This is a genomic window from Pseudomonas sp. M1, from assembly GCF_022760135.1.
Classification (GTDB): Bacteria; Pseudomonadota; Gammaproteobacteria; order Pseudomonadales; family Pseudomonadaceae; genus Pseudomonas; species Pseudomonas citronellolis.
Window position 1 is genome coordinate 2,092,065 of record NZ_CP094343.1, and the last position, 18,604, is coordinate 2,110,668.

An 18,604-nucleotide genomic window follows, 5' to 3' on the forward strand; every position below is an offset into this window, starting at 1 on the left:
GGCAGGGAGCAGGAACCCCAGCATGTCCTTGCGTTTTCGCCCGCTCAGCCTCGCCATGACCCTGCAGCCGCCGCTGCTGCTCTGGGGCCTGGGCACCGGCACCTTCGCCCTTGCCGCGGACAGCGCCGTGCCCGCCGACGAGGTGTTCGCCCCGATGGTCGTCACCGGCACCTACGCGCCGGTTTCCAGCTTCGACCTGCCGTTCTCCATCGACACCGTGCAGCAGCCGCAGATCGGCGACGGCCAGCTCGGCGTCAACCTTTCCGAGGTGTTGCCGCGGGTGCCCGGCCTGGTGGTGCAGAACCGCCAGAACTACGCCCAGGACCTGCAGATTTCCTCACGCGGCTATGGCGCCCGCTCGGCCTTCGGCATCCGCGGGCTGAAGCTGCTCAGTGATGGCATCCCGGCCAGCACGCCGGATGGCCAGGGCCAGGCAGCGACGCTGAACCTCGATGTGGCCGACCGTATCGAGGTGCTGCGTGGCCCGGCCTCGACTATCTACGGCAGCAACGCCGGCGGGGTCATCCAGATGTTCAGCCGCGACGGCTCCGGCCCGCCGAAGGTGGGCGCCGAAACCACCTTCGGCAGCGACGGTTTCAACAAGAACCACCTCTACGCCGAGGGCGGCAACGACAAGGCCGGCTTCCTCCTCGACGCCTCGCGCATGGACACCGACGGCTACCGCGACCACAGCGCCGCGCGCCGCGACCAGACCTTCGCCAAGCTCAACTTCCGCCCCGACGACGACAGCCGCCTGGCGCTGATCTACAGCAGCCTGGAGCAGAACGGCACCCAGGACCCGCTGGGCCAGACCTGGGCCGCCTACAAGCACGACCCGCGCTCGGTGGCGTCGGTGGCCGAGACCTACGACACGCGCAAAAGCATCGACCACCAGCAGGTGGGCATGAACTACGAGCGCTACTTCGGCGACGCCACCCTGCAGTTCAACCTCTACGCCGGGCAGCGCAGCGTCATCCAGTACCTGTCGATCCCCAGGGGCGTGGTCTCCAACACCCAGCGCGGCGGCGGCGTGGTGGACTTCGACCGCGAATTCCACGGCGGCACCCTGCGCTGGATCCAGCCGGTGCATGGGGTGCCCGGCGAGCTGACCGTCACCACCGGGGTGGACTACGACCGCAGCCGCGACGACCGCCACGGCTACCAGAACTACAGCGGCGACCTGCTGGGCGTGAAGGGCGAGCTGCGCCGCGACGAGGACGACATCGCCACCAGCCTCGACCCCTACGTGCAGGCGCGCTGGGAGCTGGGCGACTGGACCTTCGACGCCGGCCTGCGCCACAGCACCATGAAGATGGAGGTGGACGACCACTACCTGGCCAACGGCGACTCCAGCGGTTCGAAGAAGTACCAGAAGAACACCCCGTCGCTGTCGGTGATGTATGCCTTCACCCCCGAGCTGCACGGCTACGTCAGCGCCGGCAAGGGCTTCGAAACGCCGACCCAGGCCGAGATGGCCTACGCCCCGGGCCTGGTGGAAAGCTTCAACTTCGGCCTCGACCCGGCCACCAGCACCCAGTACGAGCTGGGCCTGAAGGCCAAGGTCGGCGGCAACACGCGGGTCAACGCGGCGGTCTTCGAAATCCGCACCGACGACGAGATCGTCGTCGCCAGCTCCACCGGCGGCCGCACCAGCTACCAGAACGCCGGCAAGACCCTGCGCCGCGGCTTCGAACTGGGCGTGCAGAGCCAACTCAGCGAACAGTGGGACGCGACCCTCGCCTACACCCGCCTGGAAGCCACCTACGACCAGGACTTCGTCGAGGGCGGCAACCTCATCGAGAAGGGCAACCACCTGCCCGGCGTGCCCGGCAGCAGCCTCTACGGCGAGCTGGTGTGGAAGCCGCGCCAGGACATCAGCATGGGCTTCGAAGGGCAGTACCGCAGCAAGGTCTATGTTGAAGACAGCAACGAGGACAAGCCGGCGCCCAGCTACGCGGTGTTCAACTGGCGCACGCGCTTCGAACAGCGCTACGGCCCCTGGACCTTCCACCAGTTGCTGCGCCTGGACAACCTGCTGGACCGCCAGTACGTCGGCTCGGTCATCGTCGGCGACAGCAACGGCCGCTACTACGAGGCCGCCCCGGGGCGTTCCTGGTACGCCGGCGCCGGCCTCCAATACCAGTTCTGAACCCAAGCAGTACCCGCTCACTGAAAGACCGAAGGAGAACACGCATGAGCACTGACGGTGCGTTTGGCAGGCCACGCCTGCTGCCGAGCCTGCTCGGACTATTGCTGCTGCTGATGGGCCTGGCCCTGCTGGCCGGCGGCATCAAGCTGCTGAGCCTGGGCGGCTCGCTCTACTACCTGGTGGCCGGCGCGGTGCTGGCCGTGACCGGCGTGCTGCTGCTGCTCGGCCGCGCCGCCGCCATCGGCCTGTACGCGCTGTTCCTGCTGGGCAGCACCTTGTGGGCCTGGTACGAAGTGGGCCTGGACTGGTGGCAACTGGTGCCGCGCCTGGCGCTGTGGTTCGTGCTCGGCATCGTCCTGCTGCTGCCCTGGCTGCGCCGCCCGCTGCTGGCCGCGGGCCCGGCGCCCAAGGCCACTGCGCTGCTGGGCCTGGCCGTGGTGCTGGCCGGTGCCACCGCCATCGCCTCGCAGTTCACCAACCCGGGCCGCATCGAAGGGCGCATCGACCGCGCCAGCGCCGGCGTGCCCAACGCCGCCCCGGCGCAGCCCGAGGGCGACTGGCAGGCCTACGGGCGCACCGCCTTCGGCGACCGTTACTCGCCGCTCACGCAGATCAACCCGGACAACGTCCACCAGTTGAAGCTGGCCTGGACCTTCCGCACCGGCGACCTGCCCGGCCCGAACGACCCGGGCGAGACCACCGCGGAAAACACCCCGCTGAAGGTCAACGGCAAGCTCTACGTGTGCACCCCGCACAGCCAGGTGATCGCCCTGGACCCGGACACCGGCAAGGAACTCTGGCGCTTCGATCCCAAGCTGAGCACGCAGAACGCGGCCAACTTCAAGGGCTGGGCGCACATGACCTGCCGCGGCGTGGCCTACCATGACGAAGCCGCCTACGCCGCCAAGGCCGCCGACGGCACTACCGTCGCCAGCCCGGCGCCGGCCGCCGGCAGCTGCCCGAAACGCCTGTTCGTGCCCACCGCCGACACCCGCCTGATCGCCCTCGACGCCGACACCGGCAAGGTCTGCGAAGGCTTCGGCAACAAGGGCGAGATCGACCTGCGCGCCAACATCGGCAGCTTCACCGCCGGTGGCTACTACTCCACCTCGCCGCCGGCGGTGACCCGCGACCTGGTGATCATCGGCGGCCACGTCACCGACAACGTCTCCACCGACGAGCCTTCCGGGGTGATCCGCGCCTACGACGTGCGCGACGGCCACCTGGTGTGGAACTGGGACAGCGGCAACCCGGACGCCACCGCGCCCATCGCCGCCGACAAGACCTACACCCGCAACTCGCCGAACATGTGGTCGGTGGCCAGCGTCGACGAGAAGCTCGGCCTGGTCTACCTGCCCATGGGCAACCAGATGCCCGACCAGTGGGGCGGCAACCGCACCCCCGAGGCGGAGAAGTTCAGCGCCGGCGTCACCGCGCTGGACCTGGCCACTGGCAAGGTGCGCTGGACCCACCAGTTCACCCACCACGACCTGTGGGACATGGACGTCGGCGGCCAGCCGACCCTGGTCGACCTGAAGACCGCCGACGGCATCAAGCCGGCGCTGCTGGCCTCGACCAAGCAGGGCAGCATCTACGTGCTCGACCGGCGCAACGGCGAGGCCATCGTGCCGATCAACGAAACCCCGGTGCCGCAAGGCGCGGTGGAAGGCGACCACACCTCGCCGACGCAGCCGATGTCCGAGCTGAACTTCATGCCGCCCACTGTGCGCGAGAAGGACATGTGGGGCGTGACGCCGTTCGACCAGATGCTCTGCCGCCTGGACTTCAGGTCGCTGCGCTACGAGGGCATCTACACCCCGCCGTCGCTGCAGGGCTCGCTGGTGTTCCCGGGCAACTTCGGGGTGTTCGACTGGGGCGGTGTGTCGGTCGACCCGGTGCGCCAGATCATGTTCGTCAACCCCGACTACATGGCCTTCAAATCCAAGCTGGTGCCCCGCGAGGAAGTCGCCGGCGGCCCGGCCCGCAAGAGCGAGACCGAAGGCGTGCAACCCAACGCCGGCGCGCCCTACGGCGTGATCATGGCGCCCTTCCTGTCGCCCATCGGCCTGCCTTGCCAGGCCCCGGCCTGGGGCTACGTGGCGGCGGTGGACCTGACCACCCACAAAGTGATCTGGAAGCACAAGAACGGCACCGTGCGCGACAACTCGCCCCTCCCGCTGCCGCTGACCATGGGCGTGCCCAGCATGGGCGGGCCGATCACCACCGCCAGTGGCCTGGGCTTCCTCAGCGGCACCCTGGACCAGTACCTGCGCGCCTACGACATGCGCGACGGTAAGGTCCTCTGGGAAGGCCGCCTGCCGGCCGGCGCCCAGACCACGCCGATGACCTACACCGGCAAGGACGGCAAGCAGTACGTGCTGGTCATGGCGGGCGGGCATGGCTCCCTGGGCACCCGCCAGGGGGATTACGTGATGGCCTTCGCGCTGCCGGATTGAAGGCGGCGGCGCTGGAATGAAAGAACGCCCGCGGAGTGATCCGCGGGCGTTTTTGTTTGCAGGGTTGGTAGGAGCGAGCTTGCTTGCGAACAGGCTCCCCGGTGACTCCTCTGCCAAGCCCACCTCTGTTCCCTCTCCCTAACCCTCTCCCTGAAGGGAGAGGGGACCGTTCGGTGTGCGCGGATGTTTCGGCGTTAGCCGGCTTGTACCGATTACCCGGCTGACACCAGATCCTTTCTCGGCACGGACAAGCCCCCTCTCCCTTCAGGGAGAGGGCTGGGGAGAGGGCGCTCTGAAGGCTCACCACCAAAGCCCCCGGCAAGCACCGTCCCCGAGCAAGCCCTCACCTCACCTATCACCGACTCCGTGGTTGAACTCGGCGCGCTCTTCAACGGCGGCTCCGTGCCCGGCAGCGAGCGGTGTGTGGCCAAGGTCAAGCGGCGGATAACGCCGGAGGCGTTATGCGCCCTACGCCAAGCCCGCCATGAGCGGTCACCCCACCACCCGATTACGCCCACCCGCCTTGGCCCGGTACAGGTTCTCGTCGGCCACCTTCAGCAGCGCCTCGACGCTCTCCACCTTGCTCGCCGAGGTGCTGGCCACGCCTATGCTCACCGTCACCACGCCGCGCTGGACCTTGGCGTGGGGCAGGGCGGTGGCTTCCACCCGCTGGCGGATGTCCTCGGCCACCTTGCGCGCACCGGCCAGGTCGGCGTTGGGCAGGATGACCACGAACTCCTCGCCGCCGTAGCGCGCGGCGCCGTCTTCCTCGCGGCGGCAGCCTTGGCGCACCTGTTCTGCCACCTTCGCCAGGGCCACGTCGCCCATGGGGTGGCCGTAGTGGTCGTTGTAGGCCTTAAACTGGTCGATATCCAGCATCAGCACCGCCAGGTCGCCGCCGTTACGCAGGTGGCGGTGCCATTCCTGGCGGGCCTTGTCGTCGAACCAGCGGCGGTTGTGCAGGCCGGTCAGGGCGTCGGTGCAGGCCTGGTTGCGCAGGCGGTTCTCGGCGGCGGCGCGTTCGCGCAGATAGCGACTGAGGCGGAAGGCCATGGCCACGGTGGCGATGTTGAAGCTCACCAGCAGGCCGCTGGTGACCACCGTGCGGCCGTTCCAGGTGCGCAGCACGCACTCGCTCCCCAGTTCCACGCTGACCGCCATGGGGTAGTCGCCGACGCGCTTGTAGCCGTGCCAGGCCGGTTGCGGGGCGTCCAGGTTGTCGTGCACGTATTCCTGCTGCCCGCTGGCGACGAAGTGCTCGAAGGCGCGCTTTTCCGCCTCGCTGTTGCTGCGCCCCGCGACCGGCCACCGGGCCAGCGGCGTGCCGTCGAGCAGGCGGATCGACACCAGGCCGCTGCTGTCGATCTTCACGTCCTCGATGAGGCTGCGCAGGCGCCGCAGCTCCTTGATCACCGCCACCACGCCGATCAGCTTGCCGTCCGCGTCGAGCAGGCTGCGGCTGAGCGCCGTGCTCGGCCCCGCGCCCGGATAGGACGGCAGGAAGGGATGGCTCAGGTGCAGGCGCTGCGGTTCGGCCAGCACCGCGCTGACGTATTCCCGCCCGGACAGGTCCCGCTGCACCTCGGTCTGGTGGTGCAGTTCGCGCAGCAGCTGGCCCCGGGCATCGGTGAGGACGATGGTGCCCAATTCCCCGGCGCTGTCCTCGTGCCCCCGCAGCAGGGCGCCCAGCGCCGGCCCGGCGACTTCGCGGGCGTCCGGCGAGACGACCACGTTGTTGAGTGTCTGCAGGGTCTGGGTATGCACCACCAGGTCGCGGTGCAGCTCGCGTTCCACCAGCAGCAGGATGTTGTGCCCGCTGGCCCGGGCGTAGGCCAGTGCATCGCGCTTCATGGCCAGCATCTGCCAGCCGGCGAGCAGGGACAGGCCGATGGCCAGCGACATCATGAAGGCGAAGATCCGGGTGGGCATGCGTGTAGTTTCTTCCCGTCGAGGGCAGAGATTGGCGTGCGAATTGTCCGACAATTTTTCGGTCGACACCTAGGCTCGGTCGCGCCATTCCCCGGAGTCCTTGTCCCAAGTCAGGCCAGTTCGTGGAATTGCGGATCGCCGCCGGGCAAAAGCGTTTCCGGGGTTTTCCGCGGCGCCCGCCTGGCGTCTGCGCTAGGCCCACTGCGCCTGGGTCGCCAGGCCGATCAGCTCGCGCAGCCCGCCGATGCCCAGCTTGCGGTACAGGCGCTTGACGTAGGTGGCGGCGCTGGAGGGGCGCACGCCCAACTGCTCGGCGATGGCGTCGTTATCGGCGCCGGTCAGCATCAGGCGCAGCAGCGTCTGCTCGCGCAGGGTCAGGCCCGGCTGGCGGGCGGCTATGCGTTCGGCCAGCAGCAGCGGCAGCTCGTTGGTCTGCAGCCAGGCCTGGTAGTGCAGGCGCACGGCCTGGATCAGCAGCGGCGCCAGGGTTTCCAGGTAGTCCATCTCGCGGGCGCAGAAGTACCCGTGCTCGTGGCCGCGGTAGAGGTTCAGCGACAGCCAGCGCTCGTTCTCGCCGTGGGCCAGCAGGGCCACGCGCTCGCTGATGCGCGGCTGCTCGTAGCACACGCGGCGGTATTCGGGGTGGGCGATGTCGTCGATGCCCTGGCGCTGCACCAGGATGCGCTCGGCGGGGCCGCGGCGGGCCATGGCCTGCTGGTTGCCGTCCTGGCTGTAGAAGCGTTCGGCGTAGTTGTGCGAGATGCGCGGCAGCGCCACGTCGCGGGCGCGGTCGGCGAAGGAGAACACCTGCGGGTTGCGCCGCGGCGCGTAGGCGAAGATGGTGCACTGCGCCAGGGGCACGCCGGGGCCGATCAGCTGCAGCAGGTCGGCGGCCAGGGTGCGGCTGCGGTTGCCGCCGACGCGGGCGAACAGGTTGGCGGCGTGGCCGAGGTTCAGGCTGTGCTCGACGCTGCCGGCGCGCAGGGGCCAGTACTGCATCGCGACGTCCCTCCGGGATTCTGCGGGTTGCGGGCGCCGGCCACTGTAGCACCCCGACCGCCGCCATGGCGGACCGGGGATCGGCCGGGCTCAGAGGTCCAGCAGGGCGGCCTCGGTCAGTTCGGCGAAGCGTTCGGGCTCGCCCAGGGCCTCGGCGGCGAGCAGCGCCAGCTTGACCAGGAACAGCTCGCGCTGCGCCTGGGGCGCGCGGTCCAGGGCTTCGGCCAGTTGTTCGTAGACGCTTTCCAGCCCGGCGATGGTCAGTGTTTGCATGGCGGTTCCCTCAGGCGTTGCCCAGTGCGGTGTGGATGGCCCGGCCCAGCGCGGCGCCGTCCAGTTGCCGCCAGCGTGCGCAGACGTGCTGGTCGGGGCGCGCCAGGTAGGCGCAGCCCGGCTGCGCGGCGTACTTGCGGCGCAGGTGGCCGTCGGCGTCGGCGAGGCTGAGGTCGGCGCCGTCCACCGCATCGGCCGCGCCTATGGCCAGGATGCGCAGCGGGATGCCGCGCTCGCGCAGGGCGGCGGCCTGGGCCCGCAGGTCTGCGGGCAGTTCGCTGGCTTCGCTGAAGTACAGCAGGTGGAAGGCGGCGCCCAGGTGGTCGAACAGGTAGTCGTCCTCGCCCAGGCGGACGTTCGGCAGCGGCGCGCCCTGGCGCGGGCCGGCGGGGAACGCCGCATCGTCGTCGTCGCGGCAGTTCAGCGGCGAGTCGGTGTAGTCGTGGGGCCGCGAGGTGCGCCAGTGGTACAGCGGGCGGACGAAGGCCTGGCTCAGCGACAGCGACAGCACGGCATCGCGCACCAGGCGCTGGCCGGGCGTGGGCGGGGTCATGAAGCGGGTGCTCTTGCCGGCCTCGGCGATGATCTCCCGCGCCGCGCCGACGCGCTCGTGGCTGTAGGAGGGCAGCAGCGCCGGGCCGGCCAGGCCCTTGAGCGCCAGGGCCAGTTTCCAGGCCAGGCCGTTGCAGTCCTGGAAGCCGGTGTTGGCCCCGCGCACGCCGAAGATCGGCAGCAGGTGCGCGGCATCGCCGGTGAAGATCACCCGCCGGTGGATGTAGTCCGGCAGGGTCAGCGCGCGGGCGGAGTACACCGAGCACCAGTCCAGTTCCCACTGCGGCTCCTGCACGCCCACCAGGGCCAGCTGCGCGTCGATGCGTGCGCGCAGGGACTCGGGCGCCAGGGCCTGCTCCGGCGTCTCGTCGGCCGGCAGCTGGTAGTCGATGCGCCAGATGTCGCCGGGCTCGCGGTGCATCAGCACGGTGTTGCCGGGGTTCCACGGCGGGTCGAAGAAGGCCAGGCGCTCGGTGGGCAGGTCGAGGCGGATGCGGATGTCGGCGATCACGAAGCGGCCCTCGTAGGCCGCGCCTTCCAGCTTCAGCCCGAGCAGCGAGCGCAGGGCCGAACGCGCGCCGTCGGCGGCGATCACCCACTGGGCTTCCAGGGCGTAGGGGCCGGCGGGCGTGTCCACTTCCAGGCGCGCATGGTCAGCGGCCAGGGCCACGGCGGTCACCTTGTTGCCCCAGCGCAGCTCGATCAGCGGGTTGGCCTGGACGGCCTCCACCAGGTACTGCTCCAGGCAGGGCTGCTGCAGGTTGGTCATGGGCGCGAAGCGGTCGTCCGCGTCCTGCGGCGCCTCCATGCGGAACACCCGCTGGTTGCGGTAGAAGGAGTTGCCGAAGCGCCAGCCCAGCCCCGCGGCGGTCACCCGCCCGGCCACGCCGACCTGCTGGAGAATTTCCAGCGAGCGGCGGGTGAAGACGATGGCGCGGCTGCCCTCGCTGACCTGCTGCTCGGCTTCGAGCAGCACCGAGGGGATGCCGTAGCGGGCCAGGTCCAGCGCGGTGGTCAGGCCGATGGGCCCGGCGCCGACGATGACCACGGCATGCCGCGCGGCCTGCGCGGCGCCCACGGCGGCGGTGAAGGCGGGGTGGACCTGGTAGTCGAAATACAGCGAGCGCCGGGGCTCGGCGGAAGGGCAGTGCATCGCGGTGCGTCTCCGGGATTATTGTGCTTGTGGGCGGATTCGCCGACGACTCTACCCCCCGCGCGCTACCGCGATGTCCCCGCAAGGGGACAACTTGAGCCGCCTCTGCGGCGGCGCCTGCCTGAGGCGGCGTTCTGGAATTCTCGCGGAACCTGTCTACGCTCAGTTCTTGCACCAAAGCGGTGCCACGATAACGAAAGCAGCAACATCAACCGTGATTGGCCTGAGTGCGACGTTATTCGCTGTGGACCGGTAGCCGCCGGTATCGGGACTCGCCCCCGGGCCTGTAGAGCAAGCGCCGTTCGAGGCGCTCGCCAGGGACTGCGTGCGCATGGTTACGACCGTTCCCGCCCGGGACCAATACCGGGCCCTCGGCTTGTCGACGTTGGCGTTCACCCTTTGCTTCGCCGTGTGGACGCTGTTCTCCATCCTCGGTCTGCAGATCAAGAACGAGTTCGGGTTGACCGACACCCAGCTCGGCCTGCTGATGGCCACGCCGGTGCTGACCGGCTCCATCTCGCGGATCTTCCTCGGCCTGTGGACCGACCGCTACGGCGGGCGCTGGGTGTTCGGCCTGGTGATGCTGGCCTCGGCGCTGTGCGTGTACCTGCTGACCTTCGCCACGGACTTCTACAGCCTGCTGCTGGCGGCGCTGGGCGTGGGCCTGGCCGGCGGCGGCTTCATCGTCGGCACCGCCTACACCTCGGCCTGGTTCGAGCCGGGGCGCCAGGGCACCGCGCTGGGCATCTTCGGCGCCGGCAACGTCGGTGCCGGCATCACCAACTTCGCCGCGCCCTTCCTGCTGCTGGCCCTGGGCTGGCGCGGCGCCGCGCTGGTGTATGCCAGCGGTGCTGGCGGTCATGGGCGTGGCCTTCATGCTGCTGGCCAAGTCCGACCCGCAGAGCCAGGCACGCAAGCAGCAGCCCATTCCCCTGGCGGAGCAGTTGGCGCCGCTGGCGGAGCTGCGCGTCTGGCGCTTCTCGCTGTACTACTTCTTCGTCTTCGGCGCCTTCGTCGCCTTGGCCCTGTGGCTGCCGCACTACCTGATGCAGGTGTTCGGCGTCAGCCTGGCCAGCGCCGGGGTGATCGCCGCGCTGTACACGGTGCCGGCGTCGCTGTTCCGCATCCTCGGCGGCTGGCTGTCCGACCGCTACGGCGCGCGCCGGGTGATGTACTGGACCCTCGGCGTGTCGGTGCTGTGCACCTTCCTGCTCAGCTACCCGCCGACGCGCTACATCGTCAGCGGCGTGCGCGGTGACCTGGAATTCTCCCTGCACCTGGGCCTGGCCGGTTTCATCCCGGTCATTGTGGTGCTGGGCTTCTTCATGTCGCTGGGCAAGGCGGCGGTGTTCAAGCACATCCCCAGCTACTACCCGCAGCACGTCGGCGTGGTCGGCGGCCTGGTGGGCATGGTCGGCGGGCTGGGCGGCTTCCTGCTGCCGCTGACCTTCGGCATGCTCAACGATGTCATCGGCGTCTGGCAGAGCTGCTTCATGCTGCTGTTCCTGATCGCCGCAGGCGCCCTGGCCTGGATGCACTACGCGATCCGCATGGCCGAGCGCGTGGAATGGGCCGAGCAGCGCGAGGGCCGCGACCTGCCGGAACTGTCCACCCCCAGCAGCTTCGTGCTGCTGGACTGGCACCCGGAGGACGCCGCGTTCTGGGAGGCCAAGGGCAAGCGCATCGCCACGCGCAACCTGTGGATCTCCATCCCCAACCTGCTGCTGGCCTTCGCCATCTGGATGGTCTGGTCGGTGGTGGTGGCCAAGCTGCCGCTGGCCGGCTTCAGCTACACGCCCAACCAGCTGTTCTGGCTGGCGGCGCTGCCCGGGCTGTCGGGCGCCACCCTGCGCATCTTCTACAGCTTCATGGTGCCGATCTTCGGCGGCCGGCGCTGGACCGCGCTGTCCACCGCCTCGCTGCTGCTGCCGGCGCTGTGGATCGGCTTCGCCGTGCAGAACCCCAACACACCCTACCTGATCATGCTGATCCTCGCCCTGCTGTGCGGCCTGGGCGGCGGCAACTTCTCCTCGAGCATGGCCAACATCTCGTTCTTCTTCCCCAAACAGGCCAAGGGCGCGGCCATGGGCCTGAACGCCGGGCTGGGCAACCTGGGCGTGAGCGTCATGCAGTTCCTGGTGCCGCTGGCGATCACCCTGGCGGTGTTCGGCAGCCTGGGCGGCGAGCCGCAGACGACCGCCGCCGGCACCCCGCTGTGGCTGCAGAACGCCGGCTTCATCTGGGTGCCGTTCATCATCGCCGCGACCCTCGCCGCCTGGTTCGGGATGAACGACATCGCCAGCGCCAAGTCCTCGTTCAGCGACCAGATGGCGATCTTCAAGCGCAAGCACACCTGGCTGATGAGCGTGCTCTACACCGGCACCTTCGGCAGCTTCATCGGCTTCTCGGCCGGCTTCCCGCTGCTGGCCGGGCACCTGTTCCCGCAGGTCGACGTGCTGCGCTTCGCCTTCCTCGGCCCGCTGATCGGCGCCTTGAGCCGCGCCTTCTCCGGCGGCCTGGCCGACCGTTTCGGCGGCGCCCGCATCAGCTTCTGGGTGTTCGTCGCCATGGCCGTGTGCGTGGGCGGCGTGCTGTTCTTCATCGGCATCAAGGACCAGCCGGGGGCCTACTGGGGCTTCCTGGCCATGTTCCTGCTGCTGTTCTTCTTCTCCGGGGTCGGCAACGCCAGCACCACACAGATGATCCCGGCGATCTTCCGCATCCAGACGCCGCGCCTGTTCCCCGGCCTGCCCGCCGAGCAGCAGGCGCTGCAGAGCGAGAAGGAGTCCGCCGCCGCGGTGGGCTTCATCTCGGCGGTGGCGGCCTATGGCGGCTTCTTCATCCCGAAGTCGTTCGGCAGCTCGTTCGACCTGACCGGCGGGCCGGAGTGGGCGCTCTACGGCTTCATCGTCTTCTACGCCCTGTGCATCGTCGTGACCTGGTTCTACTACACCCGCCGTAACGCCGAGGTGAGCTGCTAGCCATCCGGCCCGCGCCGAGGAGGAGAGAAATGAGTTACTTCATCGACCGCCTGCGCTACCTGGTCAAACGCCCGCCGGAATTCGCCGGCGGCCACGGCGAGACCCGCGACGAGAGCCGCGCCTGGGAAGACGGCTACCGCCAGCGCTGGCAGTTCGACAAGATCGCCCGCTCCACCCACGGGGTGAACTGCACCGGCTCGTGCAGCTGGAAGATCTACGTGAAGAACGGCCTGGTCACCTGGGAAACCCAGCAGACCGACTACCCGCGCACCCGGCCGGACCTGCCCAACCACGAGCCGCGCGGCTGCCCGCGCGGGGCCAGCTACTCCTGGTACCTGTACAGCGCCAACCGGCTGAAATACCCGCTGGTGCGCAAGGCGCTGATCCAGCTGTGGCGCGAGGCGCTGGCCGCGCACAAGGACCCGGTGCAGGCCTGGGCGAGCATCGTCGAGGACCCGCAGAAGGCGAAGCAGTACAAGTCCATCCGCGGCCGCGGCGGCTTCGTGCGCAGCGATTGGGACGAGCTGCAGACGCTGGTCGCCGCGGCCAACGTCTACACCGTGAAGACCTACGGCCCGGACCGCGTCGCCGGCTTCTCGCCGATCCCGGCCATGTCCATGGTCAGCTATGCCTCCGGCACCCGCTACCTGTCGCTGATCGGCGGGGTGTGCCTGAGCTTCTACGACTGGTACTGCGACCTTCCTCCCGCATCCCCGCAAGTGTGGGGCGAGCAGACCGACGTGCCCGAGTCCGCCGACTGGTACAACTCCGGCTACCTCATCGCCTGGGGCAGCAACGTGCCGCAGACGCGCACCCCCGACGCGCACTTCTTCACCGAGGTGCGCTACAAGGGCACCAAGACCGTGGCCATCACCCCGGACTACGCGGAAATCTCCAAGCTCTGCGACGAGTGGATGAGCGCCAAGCAGGGCACCGACTCGGCCCTGGCCATCGCCATGGGCCATGTGATCTTCAAGGAGTTCCACCTGGAGAACCCGCGGAGTTATTTCACCGACTACGCGCGCCGCTACACCGACCTGCCGATCCTGGTGGAGCTGGAGCCGCGCGCCGAAGGCGGCCTGGTCCCCGGCAAGCAGCTGCGCGCCGCCGACTTCGCCGGCCAGCTGGCGCAGGCCAACAACCCCGAGTGGAAGACCGTGGCCTGGGACGAGGCGGGCGAGCGCCTGGTGGTGCCGCGCGGCTCCATCGGCTTCCGCTGGGGCGAGTCCGGCCACTGGAACCTGGAACCGGTGGACGCCGAGGGCCGCGAGGTGCGCCTGGCGCTGTCGCTGCTGGGCCGCCACGACGAGGTGGCGCGGGTGGCCTTCCCGTACTTCGGCGGCATCGAGCGCAAGCACTTCCCCAACGTGCCGGTGCGCGACGTGCTCTACCACCACGTGCCGGCCAAGCGCCTGCAACTGGCCGACGGCCGCGAGGCGCTGGTGGCCAGCGTGTTCGACCTGATGGCCGCCAACTACGGCATCGACCGCGGCCTGCAGCCCACCGTGGGCGGCGCCGGCGAGGACGACGGCGCCAGCGACTACGGCCAGCTCAAGCCCTACACCCCGGCCTGGCAGCAGGCGATCACCGGGGTGCCGGCGGCGCAGATGATCCGCATCGCCCGCGAGTTCGCCGAGAACGCCGACAAGACCCACGGCCGCTCCATGATCATCGTCGGCGCCGGGATGAACCACTGGTACCACATGGACATGAACTACCGCGGGCTGATCAACATGCTGATCCTCTGCGGCTGCATCGGCCAGAGCGGCGGCGGCTGGTCGCACTACGTCGGCCAGGAGAAGCTGCGCCCGCAGACCGGCTGGACGCCCCTGGCCTTCGCCCTGGACTGGCACCGCCCGCCGCGGCACATGAACGGCACCTCGTTCTTCTACAACCACTCCAGCCAGTGGCGCTACGAGAAGCTGGAAGTGAAGGAACTGCTCTCGCCCCTGGCCCGGCCGCAGGACTTCAGCGGCAGCCTGGTGGACTTCAACGTGCGCGCCGAGCGCATGGGCTGGCTGCCCTCGGCGCCGCAGCTGGGCACCAACCCGCTGCGCCTGGCCGCCGCGGCCCAGGCCGCCGGCAAGAGCACCGCCGACTACGTGGTGGAGCAGCTCAAGAGCGGCCAGCTGCGCTTCGCCAGCGAAGACCCGGACAACCCGCAGAACCACCCGCGCAACCTGTTCGTCTGGCGCTCCAACCTGCTGGGCAGCTCGGGCAAGGGCCACGAATACATGCTCAAGTACCTGCTGGGCACCAAGAACGGTGTGCTCGGCAAGGACCTGGGCGAGGCCGGCAAGCAGAAGCCCGAGGAAGTGCTGTGGAAGGACGAGCCCATCGAGGGCAAGCTCGACCTGCTGGTGACCCTCGACTTCCGCATGTCCACCACCTGCCTGTACTCCGACGTGGTGCTGCCGACCGCCACCTGGTACGAGAAGGACGACCTCAACACCTCGGACATGCACCCCTTCATCCACCCGCTCACCGCCGCCACCGACCCGGCCTGGGAAGCGCGCAGCGACTGGCAGATCTACGACGGCATCGCCCGCGCCTTCTCGCGCCTGTGCGTCGGCCACCTGGGCGAGGAGACGGACCTGGTGACCCTGCCGCTGCAGCACGACAGCCCCGGCGAGCTGGCTCAGCCCGAAGTGCGCGACTGGAAGAAGGGCGAGTGCGAGCCCATCCCCGGCAAGACCATGCCCTCGCTGATCGAGGTCAAGCGCAACTACCCGGAAACCTACGAGCGCTTCAGCTCCGTCGGCCCGCTGCTGGACACCCTGGGCAACGGCGGCAAGGGCATCGCCTGGCAGACTCAGGATGAGGTCGACCTGCTCGGCAAGCTCAACTACCGCAAGCTCGACGGCTCCGCCGAAGGGCGGCCACGGCTGGCCTCGGCGGTGGACGCGGCGGAGATGATCCTCACCCTGGCCCCGGAAACCAACGGCCAGGTGGCGGTCAAGGCCTGGGCCGCGCTGTCGAAGATCACCGGGCGCGACCACACCCACCTGGCGCGGCCCAAGCAGGAAGAGAAAATCCGCTTCCGCGACCTGGTGGCGCAGCCGCGCAAGATCATCTCCAGCCCCACCTGGTCGGGCCTGGAGGACGAGCACGTGAGCTACAACGCCTGCTACACCAACGTCCACGAGCTGATCCCCTGGCGCACCCTCAGCGGCCGCCAGCAGTTCTACCAGGACCACCCCTGGATGCGCGCCTTCGGCGAGAGCCTGATGGTCTACCGCCCACCCATCGACACCAAGGCCGCGGCCAGCGTCGCCGAGCCGCGCAGCAACGGCAACCCGGAAATCGCCCTGAACTGGCTGACGCCGCACCAGAAGTGGGGCATCCACTCCACCTACAGCGATAACCTGCTGATGCAGACGCTGTCGCGCGGCGGACCCATCGTCTGGATCAGCGAGGACGACGCGCGCGCCATCGGCGTGGTCGACAACGACTGGATCGAGCTCTACAACGCCAACGGCGCCATCGCCGCGCGGGCGGTGGTCAGCCAGCGGGTGCGCCCGGGCATGGCGATGATGTACCACGCCCAGGAACGCATCCTGAATATCCCCGGCTCCGAAGTGACGGGTACGCGCGGCGGCATCCACAACTCGGTGACGCGGGTCTGCCCCAAGCCGACCCACATGATCGGCGGCTACGCGCAGCTGTCCTACGGCTTCAACTACTACGGCACCGTCGGCTCCAACCGCGACGAGTTCGTCATCGTGCGCAAGATGAAGCGCATCGACTGGCTCGACGGCGAAGGCAACGACTACCAGCAGGAGGCGGTGAAATGAAGATCCGTTCCCAGGTCGGCATGGTCCTCAACCTCGACAAGTGCATCGGCTGCCACACCTGCTCGGTCACCTGCAAGAACGTCTGGACCAGCCGCGAAGGCATCGAATACGCCTGGTACAACAACGTCGAGACCAAGCCCGGCATCGGCTACCCCAAGGAATGGGAGAACCAGAAGAAATGGAACGGCGGCTGGGTGCGCAACGCCGACGGCTCCATCAACCCGCGCATCGGCGGCAAATGGCGGGTGCTGGCGAACATCTTCGCCAACCCCGACCTGCCGCAGATCGACGACTACTACGAACCCTTCACCTTCGACTACCAGCACCTGCACAGCGCCGCCCAGGGCGAGCACCAGCCCGTGGCGCGGCCGCGCTCGCTGATCAGCGGGCTACGCATGGACAAGGTGGAATGGGGGCCGAACTGGGAAGAACTGCTGGGCACCGAGTTCGCCAAGCGGCGCAAGGACATTAACTTCGAGCAGGTCCAGGCCGACATCTACGGCCAGTTCGAAAACACCTTCATGATGTACCTGCCGCGCCTGTGCGAGCACTGCCTGAACCCGGCGTGCGTGGCCTCGTGCCCAAGCGGCGCCATCTACAAGCGCGAGGAAGACGGCATCGTCCTCATCGACCAGGACAAGTGCCGCGGCTGGCGCATGTGCATCAGCGGCTGCCCGTACAAGAAGATCTACTACAACTGGAAGAGCGGCAAATCCGAGAAGTGCATCTTCTGCTACCCGCGCATCGAGACCGGCCAGCCGACGGTCTGCTCCGAGACCTGCGTGGGGCGCATCCGCTACCTCGGCGTGCTGCTCTACGACGCCGACCGCATCGAGGAAGTGGCCGCCTCGGCCGATGACCGCGACCTCTACCACCGCCAGTGCGAAATCTTCCTCGACCCCCACGACCCGCAAGTGATCGAGCAGGCGCGCAAGGACGGCGTGCCCGACAGCGTCATCGCCGCGGCCCAGGCTTCGCCGGTGTACAAGCTGGCCATCGACTGGCAACTGGCCCTGCCGCTGCACCCGGAATACCGCACGCTGCCGATGGTCTGGTACGTGCCGCCGCTGTCGCCGATCCAGTCCGCCGCCGAGGCCGGCCACGTGGAGTTCGACGGCGTGCTGCCGAAGATCGAATCGCTGCGCATCCCGGTGCGCTACCTGGCCAACATGCTCACCGCCGGCGAAGAGGCGCCGGTGGTGCTGGCCCTCAAGCGGCTGATGGCCATGCGCGTGTACATGCGCGCCAAGCACGTGGATGGCACCCTCAACAGCGAAGTGCTGCAACAGGTCGGCCTGAGCCAGCGCCAGGTGGAAGAGATGTACCGCTACCTGGCCATCGCCAACTACGAGGACCGCTTCGTCATCCCCACCGGCCACCGCGAGGCCCTGCCCGACGCCTACGCCGAGCGCAGCGGCTGCGGCTTCACCTTCGGCAACGGCTGCCACGGCGGCAACAGCGAGGTCAGCCTGTTCGGCGGCAGCAAGCAGACCACCACCCTGGTCAAGCCGGTGCAGACCTTCGACCCGGTGGAGGACAGCCGCCATGGATGAGCGCCAGCCCCAGGGCCTGCTGAGCCTGCGCGTGCTGGCCCGGCTGCTCGACTACCCCTGCGCCGAGCTGCAGGCGGCGGCCGGCGAGCTGGCCGCCATCCTCGACGACGAGACGCGCCTGCCCGAGCCCCTGCGCAAGCGCCTGGGCCAATGGTGCCAACGCCTGGCGCAGAGCGACCTGCTGGACCTGCAGGAAGCCTACGTCGAACTCTTCGACCGCGGCCGCTCGGTCTCGCTGCTGCTGTTCGAGCACGTCCACGGCGAATCCCGCGACCGCGGCCAGGCCATGGTCGACCTGCTGGCCGAGTACGAGGCCGCCGGCTTCCAGCTCGACGCCCGCGAGTTGCCCGACCACCTGCCGCTGTTCCTCGAATACCTCTCCACCCGCAGCCACGCCGAGATCGGCCAGTGGCTGGGCGACATCCAGCACATCCTCGCGCTGCTCGCCGCGCGCCTGGAAGAGCGCGGCGCCGACCACGCGCTGGTACCCCACGCGCTGCTGGCGCTGATCGGCCGCAGCGAACTGATCCAGCAGCAGCGTCCGGCGGTCGAGGGGGAAGCGCCGGACCACACGCCACAAGCTCTGGACGCGGTGTGGGAAGAGGAAATCGTCCGCTTCAACGCCGAGACCGACCAGGACTGCAGCCTGCAGTCCGCCGAGGGCCGGCGCCTGGCCGAGCGCAAGTACCAGGCGCTGCCCCAGGTCGTCCAGGTCCTGCCCGCCACCCCGTCGCCCCTGGCGGACGGCCAATGAACGGAGGCTCA

Annotated in this window: 10 protein-coding genes and 1 pseudogene; 7 read left to right on the forward strand and 4 right to left on the reverse strand. The window is 69.0% G+C overall.

Features of this window, described 5'->3' with window-relative positions; translation table 11 throughout:
• Positions 1 to 22 precede the first annotated feature (22 nt).
• Positions 23 to 2,149, forward strand: coding sequence for a TonB-dependent receptor family protein (locus tag PM1_RS09590; RefSeq protein WP_009621743.1), 2,127 nt, complete (start codon positions 23 to 25; stop codon positions 2,147 to 2,149).
• 44 nt (positions 2,150 to 2,193) lie between these two features.
• Positions 2,194 to 4,605 (forward strand): glucose/quinate/shikimate family membrane-bound PQQ-dependent dehydrogenase, encoded by a 2,412-nt coding sequence (locus PM1_RS09595; protein WP_009621744.1) that lies wholly within the window; start codon positions 2,194 to 2,196, stop codon positions 4,603 to 4,605.
• A gap of 492 nt (positions 4,606 to 5,097) precedes the next feature.
• Here PM1_RS09595 and PM1_RS09600 read toward each other — a convergent pair whose 3' ends face one another.
• From PM1_RS09600 to PM1_RS09615, 4 genes are all read right to left on the reverse strand, one after another.
• On the reverse strand, positions 5,098 to 6,534 hold the full coding sequence (locus PM1_RS09600) for a GGDEF domain-containing protein (protein ID WP_009621745.1): 1,437 nt from the start codon (positions 6,532 to 6,534) through the stop codon (positions 5,098 to 5,100).
• 192 nt (positions 6,535 to 6,726) lie between these two features.
• On the reverse strand, positions 6,727 to 7,533 hold the full coding sequence (locus PM1_RS09605) for a helix-turn-helix transcriptional regulator (RefSeq protein WP_009621746.1): 807 nt from the start codon (positions 7,531 to 7,533) through the stop codon (positions 6,727 to 6,729).
• A 90-nt stretch (positions 7,534 to 7,623) separates the two neighbouring features.
• Positions 7,624 to 7,806, reverse strand: a complete 183-nt coding sequence (locus PM1_RS09610) for a hypothetical protein (RefSeq protein ID WP_009621747.1) — start codon at positions 7,804 to 7,806, stop codon at positions 7,624 to 7,626.
• Positions 7,807 to 7,816: 10 nt separating this feature from the next.
• Positions 7,817 to 9,511, reverse strand: a complete 1,695-nt coding sequence (locus PM1_RS09615) for an FAD-dependent monooxygenase (RefSeq protein ID WP_009621748.1) — start codon at positions 9,509 to 9,511, stop codon at positions 7,817 to 7,819.
• Positions 9,512 to 9,842: 331 nt separating this feature from the next.
• Here PM1_RS09615 and PM1_RS31080 point away from each other — a divergent pair.
• From PM1_RS31080 to narJ, 5 genes and pseudogenes are all read left to right on the forward strand, one after another.
• Positions 9,843 to 10,295: pseudogene (locus PM1_RS31080) on the forward strand (MFS transporter); the annotation flags it as partial.
• A 91-nt stretch (positions 10,296 to 10,386) separates the two neighbouring features.
• Positions 10,387 to 12,492, forward strand: coding sequence for a nitrate/nitrite transporter (locus PM1_RS31085; RefSeq protein ID WP_173427905.1), 2,106 nt, complete (start codon positions 10,387 to 10,389; stop codon positions 12,490 to 12,492).
• Positions 12,493 to 12,521: 29 nt separating this feature from the next.
• Positions 12,522 to 16,286 carry a nitrate reductase subunit alpha gene (locus PM1_RS09630; RefSeq protein ID WP_009621750.1) on the forward strand — a complete coding sequence of 1,255 codons (3,765 nt, stop codon included), beginning with the start codon at positions 12,522 to 12,524 and terminating at the stop codon, positions 16,284 to 16,286.
• Positions 16,283 to 17,839, forward strand: a complete 1,557-nt coding sequence (gene narH / locus PM1_RS09635) for a nitrate reductase subunit beta (RefSeq protein ID WP_009621752.1) — start codon at positions 16,283 to 16,285, stop codon at positions 17,837 to 17,839. The genes PM1_RS09630 and narH overlap by 4 nt, the downstream gene beginning before the upstream one ends.
• Positions 17,832 to 18,593: a nitrate reductase molybdenum cofactor assembly chaperone gene (gene narJ / locus PM1_RS09640; protein ID WP_043300132.1), complete on the forward strand. Its 762-nt coding sequence runs from the start codon at positions 17,832 to 17,834 to the stop codon at positions 18,591 to 18,593. The genes narH and narJ overlap by 8 nt, the downstream gene beginning before the upstream one ends.
• Positions 18,594 to 18,604 lie beyond the last annotated feature (11 nt).

Bases quoted from the DNA above. Each gene is read 5' to 3' on its own strand.
- PM1_RS09595 (WP_009621744.1), top strand. From the start codon at position 2,194: ATGAGCACTGACGGTGCGTTTGGCAGGCCACGCCTGCTGCCGAGCCTG.
- narH (WP_009621752.1), top strand. From the start codon at position 16,283: ATGAAGATCCGTTCCCAGGTCGGCATGGTCCTCAACCTCGACAAGTGC.
- narJ (WP_043300132.1), top strand. From the start codon at position 17,832: ATGGATGAGCGCCAGCCCCAGGGCCTGCTGAGCCTGCGCGTGCTGGCC.
- PM1_RS09605 (WP_009621746.1), bottom strand. From the start codon at position 7,533: ATGCAGTACTGGCCCCTGCGCGCCGGCAGCGTCGAGCACAGCCTGAAC.
- PM1_RS09615 (WP_009621748.1), bottom strand. From the start codon at position 9,511: ATGCACTGCCCTTCCGCCGAGCCCCGGCGCTCGCTGTATTTCGACTAC.
- PM1_RS09610 (WP_009621747.1), bottom strand. From the start codon at position 7,806: ATGCAAACACTGACCATCGCCGGGCTGGAAAGCGTCTACGAACAACTG.
- PM1_RS09630 (WP_009621750.1), top strand. From the start codon at position 12,522: ATGAGTTACTTCATCGACCGCCTGCGCTACCTGGTCAAACGCCCGCCG.
- PM1_RS09590 (WP_009621743.1), top strand. From the start codon at position 23: ATGTCCTTGCGTTTTCGCCCGCTCAGCCTCGCCATGACCCTGCAGCCG.
- PM1_RS09600 (WP_009621745.1), bottom strand. From the start codon at position 6,534: ATGCCCACCCGGATCTTCGCCTTCATGATGTCGCTGGCCATCGGCCTG.
- PM1_RS31085 (WP_173427905.1), top strand. From the start codon at position 10,387: ATGCTGCTGGCCAAGTCCGACCCGCAGAGCCAGGCACGCAAGCAGCAG.